The organism is Terriglobales bacterium, from assembly GCA_035691485.1.
Taxonomy (GTDB): Bacteria; Acidobacteriota; Terriglobia; order Terriglobales; family Acidobacteriaceae; genus JAIQGF01.
This window is the reverse complement of record DASSIZ010000089.1, coordinates 1-16,610: the sequence shown is the minus strand read 5'-3', so window position 1 is coordinate 16,610 and position 16,610 is coordinate 1. Positions and strand designations below refer to the sequence as shown.

The 16,610-nt window shown below is 61.1% G+C and carries 13 protein-coding genes; 3 read left to right on the top strand and 10 right to left on the bottom strand.

The features are described from left to right. Positions 1 to 323: 323 nt before the first annotated feature. Positions 324 to 2,474, bottom strand: coding sequence for a radical SAM protein (locus VFI82_11840; protein HET7185369.1), 2,151 nt, complete (start codon positions 2,472 to 2,474; stop codon positions 324 to 326). A 337-nt stretch (positions 2,475 to 2,811) separates the two neighbouring features. Beyond that, positions 2,812 to 3,642: a hypothetical protein gene (locus VFI82_11835; protein HET7185368.1), complete on the bottom strand. Its 831-nt coding sequence runs from the start codon at positions 3,640 to 3,642 to the stop codon at positions 2,812 to 2,814. 226 nt (positions 3,643 to 3,868) lie between these two features. Here VFI82_11835 and VFI82_11830 point away from each other — a divergent pair, with 226 nt between their 5' ends. The 3 genes from VFI82_11830 to VFI82_11820 all read left to right on the top strand — a co-directional run bounded on the left by VFI82_11830 (position 3,869) and on the right by VFI82_11820 (position 5,268). After that, positions 3,869 to 4,099: a hypothetical protein gene (locus tag VFI82_11830; GenBank protein ID HET7185367.1), complete on the top strand. Its 231-nt coding sequence runs from the start codon at positions 3,869 to 3,871 to the stop codon at positions 4,097 to 4,099. A 29-nt stretch (positions 4,100 to 4,128) separates the two neighbouring features. Beyond that, positions 4,129 to 4,857, top strand: a complete 729-nt coding sequence (locus VFI82_11825) for a septal ring lytic transglycosylase RlpA family protein (protein HET7185366.1) — start codon at positions 4,129 to 4,131, stop codon at positions 4,855 to 4,857. A 69-nt stretch (positions 4,858 to 4,926) separates the two neighbouring features. Continuing rightward, positions 4,927 to 5,268 (top strand): histidine triad nucleotide-binding protein, encoded by a 342-nt coding sequence (locus tag VFI82_11820; protein ID HET7185365.1) that lies wholly within the window; start codon positions 4,927 to 4,929, stop codon positions 5,266 to 5,268. Between the two features lie 12 nt (positions 5,269 to 5,280). Here the strand turns inward: VFI82_11820 and VFI82_11815 are convergent, their stop codons facing one another. The 8 genes from VFI82_11815 to VFI82_11780 form a co-directional block, all read right to left on the bottom strand. Next, positions 5,281 to 6,135 carry a halocarboxylic acid dehydrogenase DehI family protein gene (locus VFI82_11815; GenBank protein HET7185364.1) on the bottom strand — a complete coding sequence of 285 codons (855 nt, stop codon included), beginning with the start codon at positions 6,133 to 6,135 and terminating at the stop codon, positions 5,281 to 5,283. A gap of 105 nt (positions 6,136 to 6,240) precedes the next feature. Then, entirely contained in the window at positions 6,241 to 7,047 is an 807-nt protein-coding gene (locus tag VFI82_11810; GenBank protein ID HET7185363.1) for a YwiC-like family protein, read from the bottom strand. A gap of 126 nt (positions 7,048 to 7,173) precedes the next feature. Next, complete coding sequence (locus VFI82_11805; GenBank protein HET7185362.1) at positions 7,174 to 8,424, bottom strand: radical SAM protein; 1,251 nt, start codon at positions 8,422 to 8,424, stop codon at positions 7,174 to 7,176. A gap of 167 nt (positions 8,425 to 8,591) precedes the next feature. Continuing rightward, the gene (locus VFI82_11800) at positions 8,592 to 10,133 is read right to left on the bottom strand and encodes a NapC/NirT family cytochrome c (GenBank protein HET7185361.1); all 1,542 of its coding nucleotides are present in this window, start codon (positions 10,131 to 10,133) and stop codon (positions 8,592 to 8,594) included. Positions 10,134 to 10,280: 147 nt separating this feature from the next. Continuing rightward, positions 10,281 to 12,317, bottom strand: coding sequence for a cytochrome b/b6 domain-containing protein (locus VFI82_11795; GenBank protein ID HET7185360.1), 2,037 nt, complete (start codon positions 12,315 to 12,317; stop codon positions 10,281 to 10,283). A gap of 29 nt (positions 12,318 to 12,346) precedes the next feature. Beyond that, the gene (locus VFI82_11790) at positions 12,347 to 13,303 is read right to left on the bottom strand and encodes a hypothetical protein (GenBank protein HET7185359.1); all 957 of its coding nucleotides are present in this window, start codon (positions 13,301 to 13,303) and stop codon (positions 12,347 to 12,349) included. Next, complete coding sequence (locus tag VFI82_11785; protein ID HET7185358.1) at positions 13,290 to 15,308, bottom strand: hypothetical protein; 2,019 nt, start codon at positions 15,306 to 15,308, stop codon at positions 13,290 to 13,292. Before VFI82_11785 ends, VFI82_11790 begins: the two co-directional genes overlap by 14 nt. A gap of 309 nt (positions 15,309 to 15,617) precedes the next feature. Further along, a partial coding sequence (locus tag VFI82_11780) for an MtrB/PioB family outer membrane beta-barrel protein (protein HET7185357.1) occupies positions 15,618 to 16,610 on the bottom strand: 993 nt, incomplete at its 5' end.

The following is a 16,610-nucleotide window of genomic DNA, read 5'->3' as shown; positions in this document are numbered from 1 at the left end:
ACGCTCAACAATCTGTCGGAACTGCTGGAAGTGGTGGATACGGCTGACGCCGACCCGACGCGGCAGGCGGAGGAAGCATGGCAGGAACTGCGGGCGAAGCTCGCCGAGCAGCTGCATTGATTCTCCGCGCTCGAGGGCGAGCGCGCTCCAAGTTTACGGGTTGTTGGAGCGCGTTCGTGTGTATTGATTGTCCGCGCTCGAGGGCGAGCGCGCTCCAACCGCGTCGCAAAAAAGCGCTCGAGGGCGAGCGCGCTCCAACCGCGTCGCAAAAAAGCGCTCGAGGGCGAGCGCGCTCCAACAATCCGAGCGCGCTCCAAGCCAGGCTAGTCGCCCAATACGGTCTCGGTTTCCTCGTGGTGCGCGGACTTCGCGTTCGAGGGCGAACGCGCTCCATCGTTGCCGTTGGCGGGAGCGAGCGTAGTCAGCGGGATGAAACCTTCCGGCTGTTTCTCCTTCAGCACCACTTCGCGGTAGAGCTTGGCCATTTTTTCGTTGTAGGCGGGATCGCTCTTCTGACGAGCGTCGCGAGCGCGGATCTTTTCCTCGCGCGCATTCTTGGCGATGCCCAGGTGTTCGAGGTCGTGTTGCTCTTCCTCGGTGACAAGGTCGCGGTTGAGCTTGAGCGCCTTCAGTTGTACGCCGTCGCTGATGGAGACTTTCTTGCCGCCGGCAAAGATTTCATGCCGCCCGTGCTCGTCGTACCACTTGGTGAGGGTGGCGGTCATGTGCATCTTCTCGATGATGTTCCGCCAGCCCACGCCGGTGTTGTAGGCGCAGAAGCTGATCTCGCCTTCCTGCGTGGCGTAGGGAATGATGCACTGCTCGGTGCGGCGGAAATCGTAGTTGAACAGGTCCTGGAACCACATGCCGGCGACGAACAGGATGTTCCAGCGGTCCTTGCGGCGCTTCTCGACGTCTTCCAGAGAACGGTCGCTGGTGACCTTGCCGTAGGCGCCGCTCTGCGCCTTCTTGGACAGGCCGAAGCCTTTGTCGAACTTCATCAGCAGATCGAAGATGGTGAAGTGCGTAGTGGTCTTGAACGGGTTGTAATTGCGCAGCACCGCCAGCGCCATGCCCAGGGAGGCCATTTTCTTGCTGCGGCCGCCGTCGGTGATCTTGGCCACATCTTTCGCCAACTGATCCGCGTTGAGGAAGCCGGTAATCGGAGCAGCTTCCCGGGTTTCCTTGTCCACCATGATGCCCATGCCGACGCCGCAGTTGGGATGGCAGCCGCAACTGAGCTGTCCCCACTCCGCCGTAGGACCATGCACCTGGTCAGCAAAATCCGAGAAGGTGGACATAAACGACAGCGGGAACCAGTCGCGCGTCGGCTCGCCGAGCCCGGTCATGCTCTTGACGTCGTGCGCCAGGTGGGACAGGGTGTAGCGCTGCGCGACCCGCCGCTCGTCGGTGATCGCTTCATCGCGGCCGGTGAACGAGACCGGCTGGAAGGAAATGAACGAGATCACTTTGGGGTTATCGAGAGCAAACTTGACCAGGTTTCCAACCTGTTCGTTGTTAATGCCATTGACGATGGTGACCACGGGAACGATGTCAACGCCGGCTTCATACAGGTTCTCGATGGCCTTCAACTTAACGTCGAACAGGTTGCCGACTTTGCGGTGCGCATTGGCGGCGTTGCCGATGCCGTCGAACTGCAGGTAGGCGTAGCGCAGGCCCGCTTCGGCGGCCTGCTTGCAGAATTCCTTGCTCTTAGCGAACTCGATGCCGTTGGTCGCCGCCTGAACGGAGTTGTAGCCGACTTTGCGCGCGTAGCGCACGGCGTCCAGAAAGTAAGGCGAGAGCGTGGGTTCGCCGCCGGAGAACTGCACTGACATCTGCCGCTTCGGCTTGATGGAGATGGCGTTATCGAGTACGGTCTTGATCTCGTCCCAAGTCAATTCGTGCACGAACCCGACCTGGTTGGCATCCATGAAGCAGGGATCGCACATCATGTTGCAGCGATTGGTCAGGTCCACGGTGAGGACGGCGCCGCGGCCCCACTTCACGGTGCTGGTGCCGTGGTTGTGCAGCTTCTCGTCATTGTGCGCACGCATGTCGCGTCCCGGGAACACGGCTTCGATGTGCCGGAACATCGCCGGGTCGATGGACATGACGTCTTCGAAGTGGCCGTGCTCGGGGCAATCCTTGACCATCAGGATCTTGCCGTCGCGCTCGATGATCTGGGCTTTGATCTCGCCCACTTTTTCATTGAGCAGAATCTCGTGGGGCAGTTTGCCGTCGAGGATCTGCTGACGGATTGCAGGGACGCACTTGGGGCAAAGGGAGTCGGTGGCGCGGGGCCATCCGAGAGGAGGCTTCTGCTTTTCGTAGGACTTCAGAAGTGGTTTGTCGGACCATTGGGGAATGAACGAGGGCTTCTGGTTGAAGCGGTTGCCAAACTCAAACACCTTCCAGCCCGCCTTCGCGGCACACACCAATCCCAACTCGACAAACTTGATCGGCTTCGGCATCTTCAATCACCCTTTCGCGGTGGCATAACGACAGACTAAATAGAAAGAAATGCACTCGACGAAGTAAACCGCCAGCGCCGCCCCACGGCCGACGCGTAGCTGTCCCACGAAGGTGATGCTACCGGCTGCAGCCCAGCTATCTCATTCATAAAGCATGAAAAGGAAGGTTTTAGCAGCCCAGTGGCGCACATCTGCATTAAACGGAGGCGATCGTTCGATGGGCTAACTGCTTGAAAATAAGGAGAATTGTTGAACCGGTGCTCTCCTGCCTGAAGCTTGGCGCCAGTACTCGCGATTACCAAGGGATGAACGGGAGCAAGTGCGGCGAGTCGCGACCCTACGGTTGGCCGGCATCACCGGTAATGTAGGCAGGAATTCTTTGCTGGATCCGCTTCAGAGAACTGGGCGCATGGCGCTTGAGCAGGCGGAGGAAATCGGGGGTGAATTCACGCAGGACATAGCCCGTGGCTTCACCCTGCATGGCACCCAGCATGCCTGTGAAGGTCCTGCCTGCGGAACGCTGTCCCTCGGGAGTCCAGGCCACCGAAAGTGATTCCGTGAAGGCGGTGCTCAACATTCCCGCGGAATTGAACACCGAGTTGCCGTTGTCATCGCGGGTGACAAACACGCGGCCCACGGCATGCAATACGCGTTTCGCCTTCGACCCTTTGTACATCGCGAAATAGCGAGGATCCTGGTGCAGCAGCGTGGGAAACAAGAAGGTTCCGAAGAAGGCTCGCGTTTCGGTGCCGGCTACGGAAGCGCCAAAGCGCTTGCCCCACCCTTCCATGCCGCCGCCGTAAGCATGAGGGTCGCCCCAAGCCTGGGCCCAAGTTGCGTCGTAAACCGCGCCGGCAAAGGTGTAGGGAGAGGTTGTGTGGTGGACGAAGCTTTCAAATTTCTCGTGCGGTGTCAGCGGGCGAAACGGAGCATCAACCGGAGCCACCAGCCACCAGGATTGGGTGGTTGTGGATCGAATCGCTATGGACTTTTCCGTCATCGATCGTGAGACAGAGGCGGAGGGCGCATCCGGCAAACCCGTAAAGGATGCAGTAGCGTCGGGCCCGGAAGCGACGATGGTCTGCGCCCTCGCCGACGCGGTCCACAACAGCGTCATGGTGAGACATGTCACCGCACTGAAACGAGCCTTGCTAATGCGGAAAATCAAGAGAGCTAACCCCGGTTACTACTTATGAACTAAGAAGGCAAAATGCGGCGGCGGGTTTGTAGGCCTAAGGTATTACGACAGTGGAAAACGTACGGCAGAGCAGCTTCGGCCGGCATCTCACTTCTGGGCCCCCAGTAACGCCAAAGGTACGAACGATTGCTCAGGAAATAACAGTCGTCCGATAATGGATGGGCCTGGCACCGTCCTGCGAGCGTGGAAGAGTGCAATGACTCAATCCGACAAAGGTTCCTCGCGACCGCCTTTCGGGGACGCCGGAAGGAAGCTGGAAGAAGCTGCGCGCCGACTGGAGCAGGAGACGGAAAAATTTATCCGCTACCTGAACGACGAGGTGGTGCCGGAAGTTCGCGAGCACTCCAGCAGGGGCCTGCGAAAGGCGTCGAAAGAACTGGCAAAGTTCGCGGATTACCTGGAAGAGACGCAGAAGAAACCCCGATAGGCACCCGGTATCGGCGGTCGCCCAAAGCGGTGGGCTCTCGCGGAACGCTGAAAACCTCCTTTGTATGCATCGCTGCTTCTTTGCTGCTCGCCGGGTGCGGACACAAGAAGCAGGCGCGAGCGCCGATTCCGCCGCCACCCCCGCCCATCACAGTCGAAGCCCCGCCTGAGACGGCGAAAATTCCACCCGCTCCGGCCCCTGACGTCAAGCCGTTGTTCGTGCAATTGGGAAAGGCAAGCTGGTACGGAGCTCCTTTCCACAATCGCAAGGCCGCGAACGGCGAGACTTACGACATGAACGCCATGACGGCGGCGCACCTGACACTGCCGCTGAACACGGTGGCGCGAGTGACGAACATGAAGTCGGGACAATCCGTGGTGGTGCGAATTACCGACCGCGGACCTTTCGTGGAAGACCGAATCATCGACCTATCGGCAGCGGCGGCAAAAGCGATCGATGTCTGGCGGCGCGGCGTGGCGCAGGTGAAGGTAGAAGTGCTGGAGTCGCCGGCCACGATTCGCACCGGGGGGCGCTGGGCGGTGCAACTCGGCGGATTCCCCGAAGAAGAAGAAGCGCGCCGCATCCAGAGCACGCTGGCGCGACGGTATCACACCGCGAAAGTGCTGGCGTTCAGCAGCCCCGTCGGCGACTGGTGGGTGCGGGTGCGGGTGCTCGGAGACGACAAGCGACGGGCGCAGGAGATTGCCGACAGCAGCCCAGCGTCGCGAGATCACACCTTCCTGGTGAGGCTGGACTAGTTTCTGGTGGGCGGCACGGCTAAAGCCGTGCCCTACCCAAACGATTTATGAGATAACTTGTAGAAACTTATGTCTGACTGCCTTTTCTGCAACATGATCGCGGGCAAGACACCATGCAAAAAAGTTTTCGAAGACGAAGAAGTAATCGTTATCGAAGACATCCGGCCGCAGGCGCCGACACACGTGCTGGTGATTCCCAAAAAACATATTCGCGGACTGAAGGAAGCCACGGCTGAAGATGCGCAGCTTATCGGGTACTCGCACCTGGTGGCGGCGAAAATTGCGCGCGAGCGCGGCATCGAGGATGGCTACCGGACGGTGTACAACGTGGGGCCACGAGTGGGGCAGTCCGTCTTTCACCTGCATCTCCACTTGATCGGCGGACGCGACATGAAGTGGCCGCCGGGATAATCAGCTTTCAGCTCAAGCTGCGAACACTGTCGACCTGTGCCCCGTGAACGAGCGCTGCCAAACCGCCGCCAAGAGGGCGAATTGTGGCAGCAGACGCGCGCAGCCGTCCACCATTTCTTCAATCTCCTTCCATTGCTCGGGGGTGACCTTGCCGGCAGCGGCGCGATGATCGCGCACCGGCAATCCGTTCAGGAGTCCCAAAGCGCGTTTGTTGATGTGGTCGCGAGCGCTCAGGAACGAATCTTCGCGCATGACTTTCTTGGCATCAACCCAGATGGAGGCCAGGTACCCGGGAAACGGCGACAGCACGCGCAGCAGGCTCATGACGTGGCCGGCGCCGCCGGTGGTCTTCTTAATGTCGTTGTAGATGAGCCAGACGCGGAGGCCGGCATCGCGCTCGTTGGGGACGTGCAAGGTCACCAGGCGCGACATGGCCGAGACCTGCTTGCCGGCGCTGATCCGTCCCGGCTGTCCGCCGGAATATCCGCGTTGCGCCAGGCGCGTAAACAGGAGCATGCGTGGCAAAGCGCGCACAAAGATGCCGACGATGGCGGCGAGTTGCTCCACGTCATCGGGCGGGAATTTCTGTTCGGCGAGCACGCGTTGCTGGTCGGAAAAACGCCAACCGTCACTGACCGCAAGGGAGCGGGCAAATTCCTCCATCGCCAACCCGGCGGCGTGAAATTCGCGGGAACGCGCCACCGGGGCCAGATCGTGCCACATCACTTTCAGGTACTCAGGAATTCCAGCGGCCATCTTGAACAGCGAAGGGACGAAGGGAAGATCCAGACTGCAGCGGATTTCGGTGTAAATGCGGCGCAATTCCGGCGCCAGTTCTTGTTCTTCGTAGAGCCGTGTCAGGGCCATGGGGAACCGCCTCTGACAGATTGGACGTGAGCAGCAGGTCGATAGTTGCTAGCTTGGGCGCCGGTAACGAAAAAGCGCCTGTGGACGGCCGGGTCGGCGGTCGCGCTAGACGTGGTAGGCCCCAATGAGCAACAGGCCGAAAGCTATGCCCTGCGCAAGTTCGCTCCAGCCCAGGCGTCTGACCGCGAGCGGTTGCGCTCCGGGTTTTAACCAGAGGAATCCGCGCGCGAGCAAGGGAACGAACGCGGCCAAACCGAGCGCCGGCAGCAATTGAGCACGAACAACCGCCAGAAGAGCCGCGATCATGAGCAATTGGCCAAGGAAGAACGCCCGACCAAGCCGAAATTTTTCCCGCCACGCGGCTGCGCGAGCGGCGTGGATTCGCAGCTGGACGAAGTGTATCTGGTTGCCGGCGAACATCCAGTTGGCTGTCCAGAGGCCAAGCGCGCGTGAATCGAGCCTGCCCGTGATGACGTACCACGCCGCAGGCGCGACAGCCGCCAGACCGATGGCGCCGATCAACTGTGCCGGCATGCGCGCGCGACGCCCGAGCGTCTTGAGCAGCGCCTGGACAACGAATGCGACCGCCGCCAAGGCGCCCAGCGCCAGCAAACCACGATTGGCGCCGTCCCACAACAAGGCGGCGATGCACAACATGGCTATGGATGCCAGCAGGGTGGTGGCGAGGAGCAGCCAGTTCGTTTCCGACGCCGATTGGGAACGGATCGGGGAGGTGCCCAGGGCGATTTCAGCCGGGGCGCGCATCCAGAACAAGGCCAAGGAGGCAATAGTGAGGAGAGCCAGCGGGAGCCAATTCTGCGCCACCGAGAGGCCTGCAAAGCCGCCGGTGACGAGCGGAATGAGGAGCAGGCCCCAGGCGCCGTGTTCGCGGGGGATGAGCAGCGTGCGCATGCGTGCTCCGGATACGGCGGCAGCCGGTTTGGCGGCGCTCGCAGTCATGTCCGACAGGTTAGTGATCATTCTCACCCCGAGCTGTGACTTCTTGTCCGGCCGGCCTGCACTCCGCGATCGCGGGTTCTAGACCTGGCGCGAGTCGCTGATCACCGCGATTGCCTTGCGCGCCTTGAGCGCTTCGCTGCGTGGCTCGTAAACGCAGAACGGTTCCTCATCGAGGTAATCGCCGGTGGCGGCGTAGGCCCGCGCGCGGCAGCCCATGCAGATGTTGCGGAACTCGCAGCAACCGCACTTCCCTTTCAGGTTATCGGTGTCGCGCAATTGGTTGAACACCACGGAATTTTCGCAGACATCGGCGAAAGACTGGCGGCGCAAATCGCCGGCGATGGCGGGCAGGTAGCCGCAAGGAAAGACCTCGCCTTCATGCGAGATGAAGCACACGCCGGTGCCCGCCAGGCAGCCCTTGGTCATGGCGTGCATGCCTTCAGGATGTCCGCCCATGCCCGCATGCTCAGCATTCTTGGCGATGTCGGGCGGAGGAGATCCCTGCGGATGAAGCACGACCCCGGTCGAGCCCGGCATCATCATGTCGGCCGGGCCGATGGCCTGCGTTTCGGCGGCGGCGGCGCGACGGTCGGCCGCGCGACGCTGGCGAGCGACGCGGAAATAATGGGGCGCGCAGGTAGCCTTCAGCTCGATCCCGCCTTCGAGAGAGCGGTCGTAGAACCAGTTCAGCATCGCTTCATATTCTTCCGGAGGAACCATCTGTTCGGCGGCGATATCGACGCCACAGCCGACAGGAACCAGCAGGAATGTGTGCAGGGCGTCGGCGCCAAGGCCACGCGCCAAGTCCAGAACCTGCGGCAACTGGCGTGCATTGTGGCGCGCTATGGTCATGTTGATCTGCACCGACATTCCAAGCTCTTTCAGGTTGCGCAAGCCGTACACGGCAGCGTCGAAGGCGCCGGGGATGCCGCGGAAGCTGTCATGCGTCATGGAGTCGGCGCCATCCAGGCTGATGGAAACGCGGCGCACGCCGGAGTCGACGATGCGGCGCGCCAGTTCCTTGGTCACCATGGTTCCGTTGGTGGCCAGCGCGACGCGCAAGCCCTTATCGGTGGCGAAACGGGCCAACTGGAAGATGTCGCGGCGGTAAAGCGGCTCGCCGCCGCTCAGTACCAGGATAGGGCTGGCGTAGCCGGCGATTTGGGTGATGATGTCGAGGGCGCGCGTCGTGGGCAGATCGGTGGGAGAGCTCAGCTCAGTGGCGGTAGCACGGCAGTGGATGCAGCGCAGATTACAGCCCTTGGTGACCTCCCAGAAAATCAGCCGCGGCTTGGAAAGCTGTGCAGTCTGCCCGTTCCCGGTTGCCATCCTGGTTCTCCTCTACCTGGTCAAGGGTAGTCCGGGGAAGAACATGAGGCCGTGACAGTTGTCACAATTTGGTGTGAGGAAGGTCACCGGGCAAATGCGGAATTGTCGAAAGTTGATCCAACGCCGAAAAGGAATTCGGCGATTGAGCACTTCCGCAGTTCGGCAGTTTACGGTCCCACCCCACCGGTGTGGCAATCCGCGCAATTGACCGCGGTCATATCGCCAAGGTCAACCGGATGCTTGAACTGCATTCCCTGGGTGCTGCCATACACGGGTTGGCCGCTCTCCAACTCGGCGATGACGGAGTGGCAGGTATTGCAATTCTTGGTGATGGTGGCGCCGTCGCTGCTGGCATGGTTGCCATCGTGACAGCGGAAGCAGCCGGGAAACATGAAGTGGCCGATGTTATTCGGGTGCACGCGCCAGTCCACCTTCATTTCCGGAAACATCGTCGTCTTGAAAATACGCTGCACTTCCGCAATGGCAGTGCGGATTTCCAGCGCCTTGGTTTTACTCAATCCAGGGTATTTCTGATCGTAAAACTTCTCCAGCGTGGTGGCGATAGCTTGGGTCGCTTCCGGGGTGGTGTTGTACTTCTCACTGAGGACGGCCACGGCCTGTTGCTTGATGAACGGCAGAGTGGCGTCGATCCGCTTGGCAACCAGCGCGTCGTCAACGGAACGATCGGGTGAGGGATAGATGTGCGAGGGCCGGTTGTGGCAGTCCACGCAATCCATGCGGCGCTTGGGCATGGCGGCGATCTGCTCCGGCTTGAGCGGATTGTCCTTGGACTGATAAACCGTGACGCGTCCGCTCTGGTCCTTCACCTGAACCCATGGGATGACCTGGTGTTCCTTGTCGCTGGCGATGTAGGTGATCTCATTGGCGATGTTCATGTGCCAGTGAATGCCCTCGGGGGAGCCAGTAGCGGGATCGCCGCCGCCAGTATTGATGAGCATGCGAATCTGGCGCGGCGTGTTTTTTTCGTCGCTGCCGTAGTGATAGAAGACTTTCAACTGGGCGCCGTAAAATTTTCGCGGCCAGTGGCACTGTTCGCATGTTTCCTGGGCCGGACGCAAGTTCGCCACGGGGGTAGGAATCGGTTGCGGATACTTGTGAAAGGTGACGGAATAGACCTGGTAGGCGCCGGAGAGCTTGGAGCGCACATACCAGCCGGCGCCGGGACCGACGTGGCAATCGACACAGCGCACGCGCGCGTGCGGCGACTGGCTGTAGGCGACGAACTCCGGATTCATGACGGTATGGCAAAGCTGGCCGCAGAACTGGACCGAATCGGTGAACTCGTAGGCGCGATAGCTGCCGGCGGCGCTGAGCGCGACGAAGACGATGGCGAAGCTGACGAAGAAGGCAAACGCGCTGCGCTGTTGCGGGTTGTTGAGATCAATGCGGGGATAGCGCGCCATGGAGGGCGCCTGTGTCCGCCTGCGAACCCGCTCCATCCACATTCCGATAGGAATCAGCAACAGTCCCAGCAACATGAATGCGGGGACGATCATGTAGGCGAAGATGCCGATATAAGGACTGGGCCGGGCGGAGATGTAATCGATGAAAATGAGGAAGGCAATATTGGCCGCGCTGATGACAGCCAGCGCCGCGCCGATCAGGCTGACCGGATTGCGGAACAGACCCGGCGGGCCGTTTTTGCGTCCGCTGGGCGAGACGACTTCATCGGGGGGCTGGTCAGCCATCCAAATTCCTCCTCAGTTCTTTGTTGCCTCTGCCATTCCTTACATGCAGGCGTAACCGCGCAGGGTACGTGAAAGCAGTCGTTCTGGCAAACATGCGCCTGTGGCACAACTCACTGGCAAGCGTGATCCGGTGGTCCAATTCCTCAATCAAGAACGGGGCGCTACTTCTTCTTTTTCCGGCGCCTTCTCGGGCGGGGCAACCTCGGGAGTCACGCCCGGTTCTGCATTTTCCGCCACCGCGGCATCCACGGACCGGCGCAAAGTTTCGACATCGAGTGCGTGCTCGTCCTGGTAATGCTCCACCGACATCCTTCCATCCAACCACGCCCAGTTCATCGGGTAAGTATCGGGATCGAAGAAGACCTGGTAGAAATGCCATACCAGGATGGCCAGGGTGGCGAGCACCGCTTCGTAGAAGTGGATCGCGGTGGCAACGTCCAGCCACCAGCGCGGCAGCAAGTTGCCGACAATGACCTTGAACCACAGCGCCAGGCCGGTGCCGGCCATGACGATCGTGCCCCAGACCAGCGCCCAGTACTCGGCCTTTTCGGCGTAATTGAAGCGCTTGAATTGCGGCTTGGAAACGTTGAATCCGAGGTAGTGGCGCATGGTGTCGCGGGCATCGATGGCGTCCTTCGGCTCCGGCAGCATGTCCATCATGAGGCGACGGCCTTCGGCGCTGGCGAGCAGATAAATGACGTGGTAGACGCCGCCGGCGATGAGCACACCGCCGGCAATGCGGTGGAGGACGCCGCGCAAGGTCTCGTTCAGGCTGAGCAACGATGCGAACCAGGAGTCCGGATATTTCAGGGCAAAACCAGTCAGCACCAGGATGAAGAAACTGACCAGCAGCGTCAGGTGCTGCACGCGCTGGTTGGCGTCCATGCGGCGCACGATACGGCGGTGCTGGTTGCGGCGGAGCAGCGCCTTGCGTCGCCAGATGATCAGGTTGTGCAGCAGCATGGAACCGATGGTGACAAAGATCAGGGTCAGGTACATGCGGCGAATCCAGCGCACCGCGACGCTGCCGGTATCGGCGGAAAGCGGCGCGTCGACGTGCACCTTGCCCTGAATGAATTTTTCGGTCACGCCGGGATGACACTGGCCGCAAGTCTTGATCAGGTTGGCGTGATTGACGGTGGACTTCGGATCTGACGATGGCAGGATGTTATGCGCGCCGTGGCAGCTGGCGCAGTTGGCAACCACTTTTGAGCCCGCCTTCGAGGCCAAGCCGTGGTAGCTGGCGAGGTAGGTGCTGGCGCGGTGACCCTCGACTCCGAATTCACCCGCCAGGCGCACGCTCTCGTGGCAGCGGGCGCAGGTGCTGCGCGCCAGATTCTGAGCGTTCACTGAAGAACTGGGATCGGCCGGCGCCTTGATGGTGTGGATGCCGTGGCAGTCGGTGCACACCGGCGCTTGCCAGTTGCCGCGGGTCAGAGCCTGTCCGTGGGTGCTGCTCATGAATTCCCGCTCAATCGCTTCGTGGCATTTGGCGCAGGTGAACGGAACGTTTGCCTTGGCAATGGAGGATTTCGGGTTGGCGCCGTTCAAGATGTCGTGAGCGCCGTGGCAATCGGTGCAGACCGCGGCCTTGCTCTTGTCGCCTTCGCGCGCGACCGACTTGCCGTGCACGCTTTCTTCGTAATTGATGAACGGCTGGGCGCTGTGGCCGCTGGCCTCCATGACGAATTTCTGCCCGTGGCAGGCGCCGCAAGTCGCCGGAATCGTGGAACGGTGCACTTTCGACTTGGGGTCGGACGCGGGTAGGATCTGGTGCACGTTGCCGTGACAGTCCTGGCAGGAGGCAGCCAACTTGTCGCCGCTTTTCACCGCCTGCGCGTGGAAACCGCGGTTGTAGGCGGCATCCTGGTCGGCGTGGCAGGTGGCGCACTTGGGCTTTGCCGGCGCCGTGTCGTGGGGAGCCGACTTGATGTCGGTGTGGCAATCGGTGCAGGAAAACATGGCGTGCGCCGAGGCCTTGAACTTCTGTTCGTCAACGGCAATGGAGACCTGCTTGCCGGCCACGTCCTTGGTCATGCTCGGGTCGGCGTGGCAGGCGAGACACTCGGCGTCAGAGATTTTCGACTTTGCCGTCTGCTTCGCGGCGGCCCAAGATGCGAGGCTGCACAGGGCGAGCAGGAAAGCCAGCGCGATCGCCATCCGTGTACGGCTGTGTCGTGACATGCCAGGACCCTTCTCTCTGCGCGCCGGAGTTAACGGTACGCGAACAGCATCGCGTAAATGATCCAGACCACGATGCTGAAGCCGATGAACAATGCCATCCACGCGAACACGCGAATCGTCTTGACCACAATCGCAGGTTGCGGATCGGCCAGGTGCTGCTCCAGGCGGCCGCTTGCCACCAGCGCCTGGTATTCGCGCGGTTTATCGCGCTTCAATTCCGCCAGCGGCATATGCCCGGTGAACACGGTCGTGTCCATGGGAAATTTTTCCGGCCGCAGGTGAGTGTTAAAAAAATGAACGGTGAAGATGAAGCCGGTGGCGAGCAGGGCTTCGTCGCTGTGAATGATGGTTGCGACATTGATGAAAGCGCCGGGAATGAAGCGCGTGAAAAATACCGGAAACCACAACGTCAAGCCGGTAGAACCGATGATGAATACGCCCCAGAACACGGCGAAGTAATCGAATTTTTCCCAGTACGTCCAGCGCCCATACTGGGGGCGTTCCCCTATCCCGACAAACCACTTCAAGGTGGCGATGAACTCCAGCAGGTCCTGCTTCATCGGCAGCATGGAGTTGGATCCAAGGATCAGTTCTTTCCAGGACCGGTATTCGCGCTTCTTGAGCTTGAAGAGGTCAACGATGTGGGTGAAGAAGGCGGCAAACATGATGACCGCGGCGGTCCGATGAATGAAGCCGGCGGTCTGAAAGCCGCCGAGCATGTGCGACATAAACCGCGCCCAGCCGGTGTAGGAAAACTTCAGCGACATGCCGGTGAGCGCCAAGGTGATGAAGCTGACAATCATGCAGGCGTGCAGCGTGCGGTGGAGGTGGGTGAAACGAACGAACTCGCGGCGGTCGGGCGGCGCCTCCGGGCCCCATTCGTCGCTGGCGATGACGTCGCCCAGATCGGCGGCAAGCGCACTGGCCGGAGCAACCTTCGCTTCTTCCACAACGACGTTCTCCATCTGCTCTTTAACGCTCGCCATCGTGCTTCTCCTTGCCCCCGTTTCGTTCCGCCGCTTGCCTGGCCTCCTCCGCCTTCAGCTCACGCCGCATCTGGAAGGCCCGCGGCAGCCACAAGAGGGTATGCAACCCGCCGGCGATGAAGGTCCCTACCAGCAGCGAAGTCATGCCCCAGAATGTCCAGAACAGGAAGGGATACTTCTTCGGGTCGTGGTGGGTGGCGTGCGTCAGGTACCCGGCGAAGCGGCGGGTGGCGCTGGCGTGGCACTTCTGGCAGGTCTCGACGACATTGGCGCGGCTCAGGTGCGAGCGCGGATCGGTGACCTTCAGGATGTCGTGCGCGCCGTGGCAGTCGTAGCACTTGGCGGTCTTGGTGTAGCCGAGGCGCGAAACCTTGCCGTGATAGGTCTCGAAGTACGTCTTGGCGATCTCGGCATGGCAGCGTCCGCACTTCGCCATGATGTCGAGCTTGAACCCGTCTTCATCGGCGCGGCGGATCTGGTGTGCGCTGTGGCAATCGCTGCAGACCGGCAAATCCTTGGTGGTGGTGGTCACGGTCCGCGAGTGCACGCTGTTGACAAACTGTTCCTGGATGCCGTGGTGACACTGGCCGCAAGTGGCGGGAAGGTTCGCCGGATTGACGGTCGACTCCGGATCGGACTTGGGGAGCTCGCGATGCGCGGTATGGCAATTGGTGCAGGTGGCGGTGACTGTGAGCCCGCTCTTCAGCAGTCCCTTGCCGTGAATGCTCTCCCGGTAATGGGGGATGATGTCGTGTTGCGCGCCGACGTAGCGCACGGCAGCCTGTTTGCCTTCGCGGTGGCAACGCGCGCAAAGGGTGGGAATATTGGTGGCGAAGGTCACTGACTGGGGGTCATGCTTGCCGAGCACCCGGTGAGTTCCGTGACATTCCTTGCAGACCGGCGCGTTGGGATCCTTTTTGGCGAACAACTGGCCGTGCTTGCTGCGCTGATAGTCCTGGCTGATCTGTTCATGGCACTTGGAACAATCAACCGGGCCGGTGATCGTCTCGCACGGACGAACACGCGAGGCATTGACGTCAGAGTGGCACTGGCTGCAGGCAACCTTGGCGTGACGCGATGAGGACAAGTCGGCGGCATGCACCGTCAGCGGGCGACCGTCACGAGTTTTCAGATTCGGATTGGCATGGCAGCGCATGCAGTCGGCATCGGCCATGCCCTGGGTGTAAAACACCTTGCGCACCTTGTGGGGCTGGTGGCAATCCACGCAGGCGGGCAGCACGTGCGCTTCTTTCTCCCAGAGTTCGCCCTTGATGGTCTTGCGGTGTACGTCCTCGATGCGGGCATGGCACTTGGTGCAGGTCTTGGCGATGTTGACGCGCGCGATGGAAGAGTTGGGATCGGTGTGCGGCAGGATGTTGTGCGCGGTGTGACAGGAGGCGCAATTCGCCGTAACCGACAGCCCTTTCCTCAGCAGCGCTTCCCCGTGCATGCTCTCGGCATAGTTCTCCAGGATGTTGTGCTGCTCGATCTTCCGCTGGGTCTGAACCGGCGTTCCCTCACGATGGCATTTGCCGCAGGTGAACGGCACGTTCATCGGCGACACTGGCGAGCGCGGATCCTTGACGGAAAGGATGTCGTGGTTGCCGTGACAACTGGCGCAGCGGGGCGCCAGCGCGTCACCACGGGCGACGGCGCGGCCGTGCAGCGACTTGGCGTGCTGCTTGGACTCTTCGCCATGGCAGGCGCCGCAGTCCACCCGCTTCAGCGGCGTGTCGTGCGGCAGGTCCTTGCCTTCGAGATCGGCGTGGCAATTGGTGCAGGACAGCGACCCGTGGATCGAGGAAGAAAACTTCTTCGTCTCAACGTACAGTGACACGGTGCGGCCGGCGCGCTTGGTGGTCAGCGTCTTATCGGAGTGGCAGGCAAGGCAGGCATCGTTCGGGTTGTCGGCGGCCGCGGCTCTGCTCCCTGCCAGCAGCAGGGCTGCCGCCAGCAGCAGCGCGAGCGGTGCCAGCTCAATTCTGGTGGGTCGCGATGCTTTCATCCCGTACCTGCAAGTCAATTCGGCGTCCCTCGATGACCCTTGCACCGGTGACGTAGGTCACCCGGTCCGTGGTCACTGCTAGGTTCTCAAATCCGGGACACATCCGGCTGTGCGACGCCTCACGTCTGAACGTGACTCCAATCACCCCGGCAATGTTCATCACAGAAACCCGCAACCGCGGCCCCAGGGGCGGGTATATCGCCTTACGATGAAGGTGTGGAAGCAAGCCAGCGCGCAGGACCAGAGAGGGAAAAAAATGAGGGCGGCCGGTTGGCCGCCCCCGCACGTCCGATGCAGTGAAGCTATGGACTAAAAGTGATACTCCAGCGTGGCCGTGAAGACGTGAGACCTGTAGGACGGGTTATCCGCCCCGAGGAACAGCATCTTCTGAACCGCGGTCGCACCGGCGGGGTCAATACCGGTCCCGACGAAGCTGTACGGATTCATGACGCCAGTCTGCCAATCGTTGTTGGCATTCTGCCGGAAGATGTACTGGAACTTCGGGACCACGTTATTGGTCAACTTATACCGGACAACCGTGCCAGCCTCGTGAATCCGGTTGACATACTGCGGATAACCGAAGCTCACCGCAGGATTGGCAGCCGTGTCCAGCTTCCAGTTAGCAAAGTGCGTGGCGCAGAAGGACGTCCCGGTGGTCCAGCCGTTGCCGATCTGGCAGTTCACGCCATCGCTGTTTGAGAAGCTCTGCCCCAGCGACAAACTGTAGTACACGCTGACGTCGAGCTTCTTGGAAACACTGATATCCGTTCCACCAAAGTAGCTGTTGACCACGTCCTTGTTGGCGGTCAGGAGATCGTTGATGGGATCGCAGGACTGCCCGGCCACCAAGCAGCTTGTAGCGGTGCCGCTTGGGGCGTTTCCTCCCCGGCCCTGGATTATGATGCCGGTGTTCTTCTCACGCGCGTACTCCGCGAACAGCACGATCTTGGGAGTGAGCGCGTAATTGATATCGGCGCCGTAGTTCCGACCCACGCTGGTCAGCAACCCGTAGGCGTAATACGGTCCATAGATAGGCGTCGGGGAAGCCCCGGGCAGCAGCAAGGCCGTACCGGCGGCGTTGCCGAGCGGCGTCAGGCTATTGACCGCATTGCGCTGGTTATAGTTGTCCTGCAGCGTTCCGAAGAAAGCGGAGAGGCTCAGCTTCTGAGTGGCATCCCACTGCAGCGAAGCATCGCCGCGGTTACGAACGCGCGTGGCCTGGTCGGGCATGCGCGCGTACACGTTGCCGGTGTCGAGTTCGTAGGCGCTGGCGCCGCCTTGCGGCAAACGGTTCTGGTGACG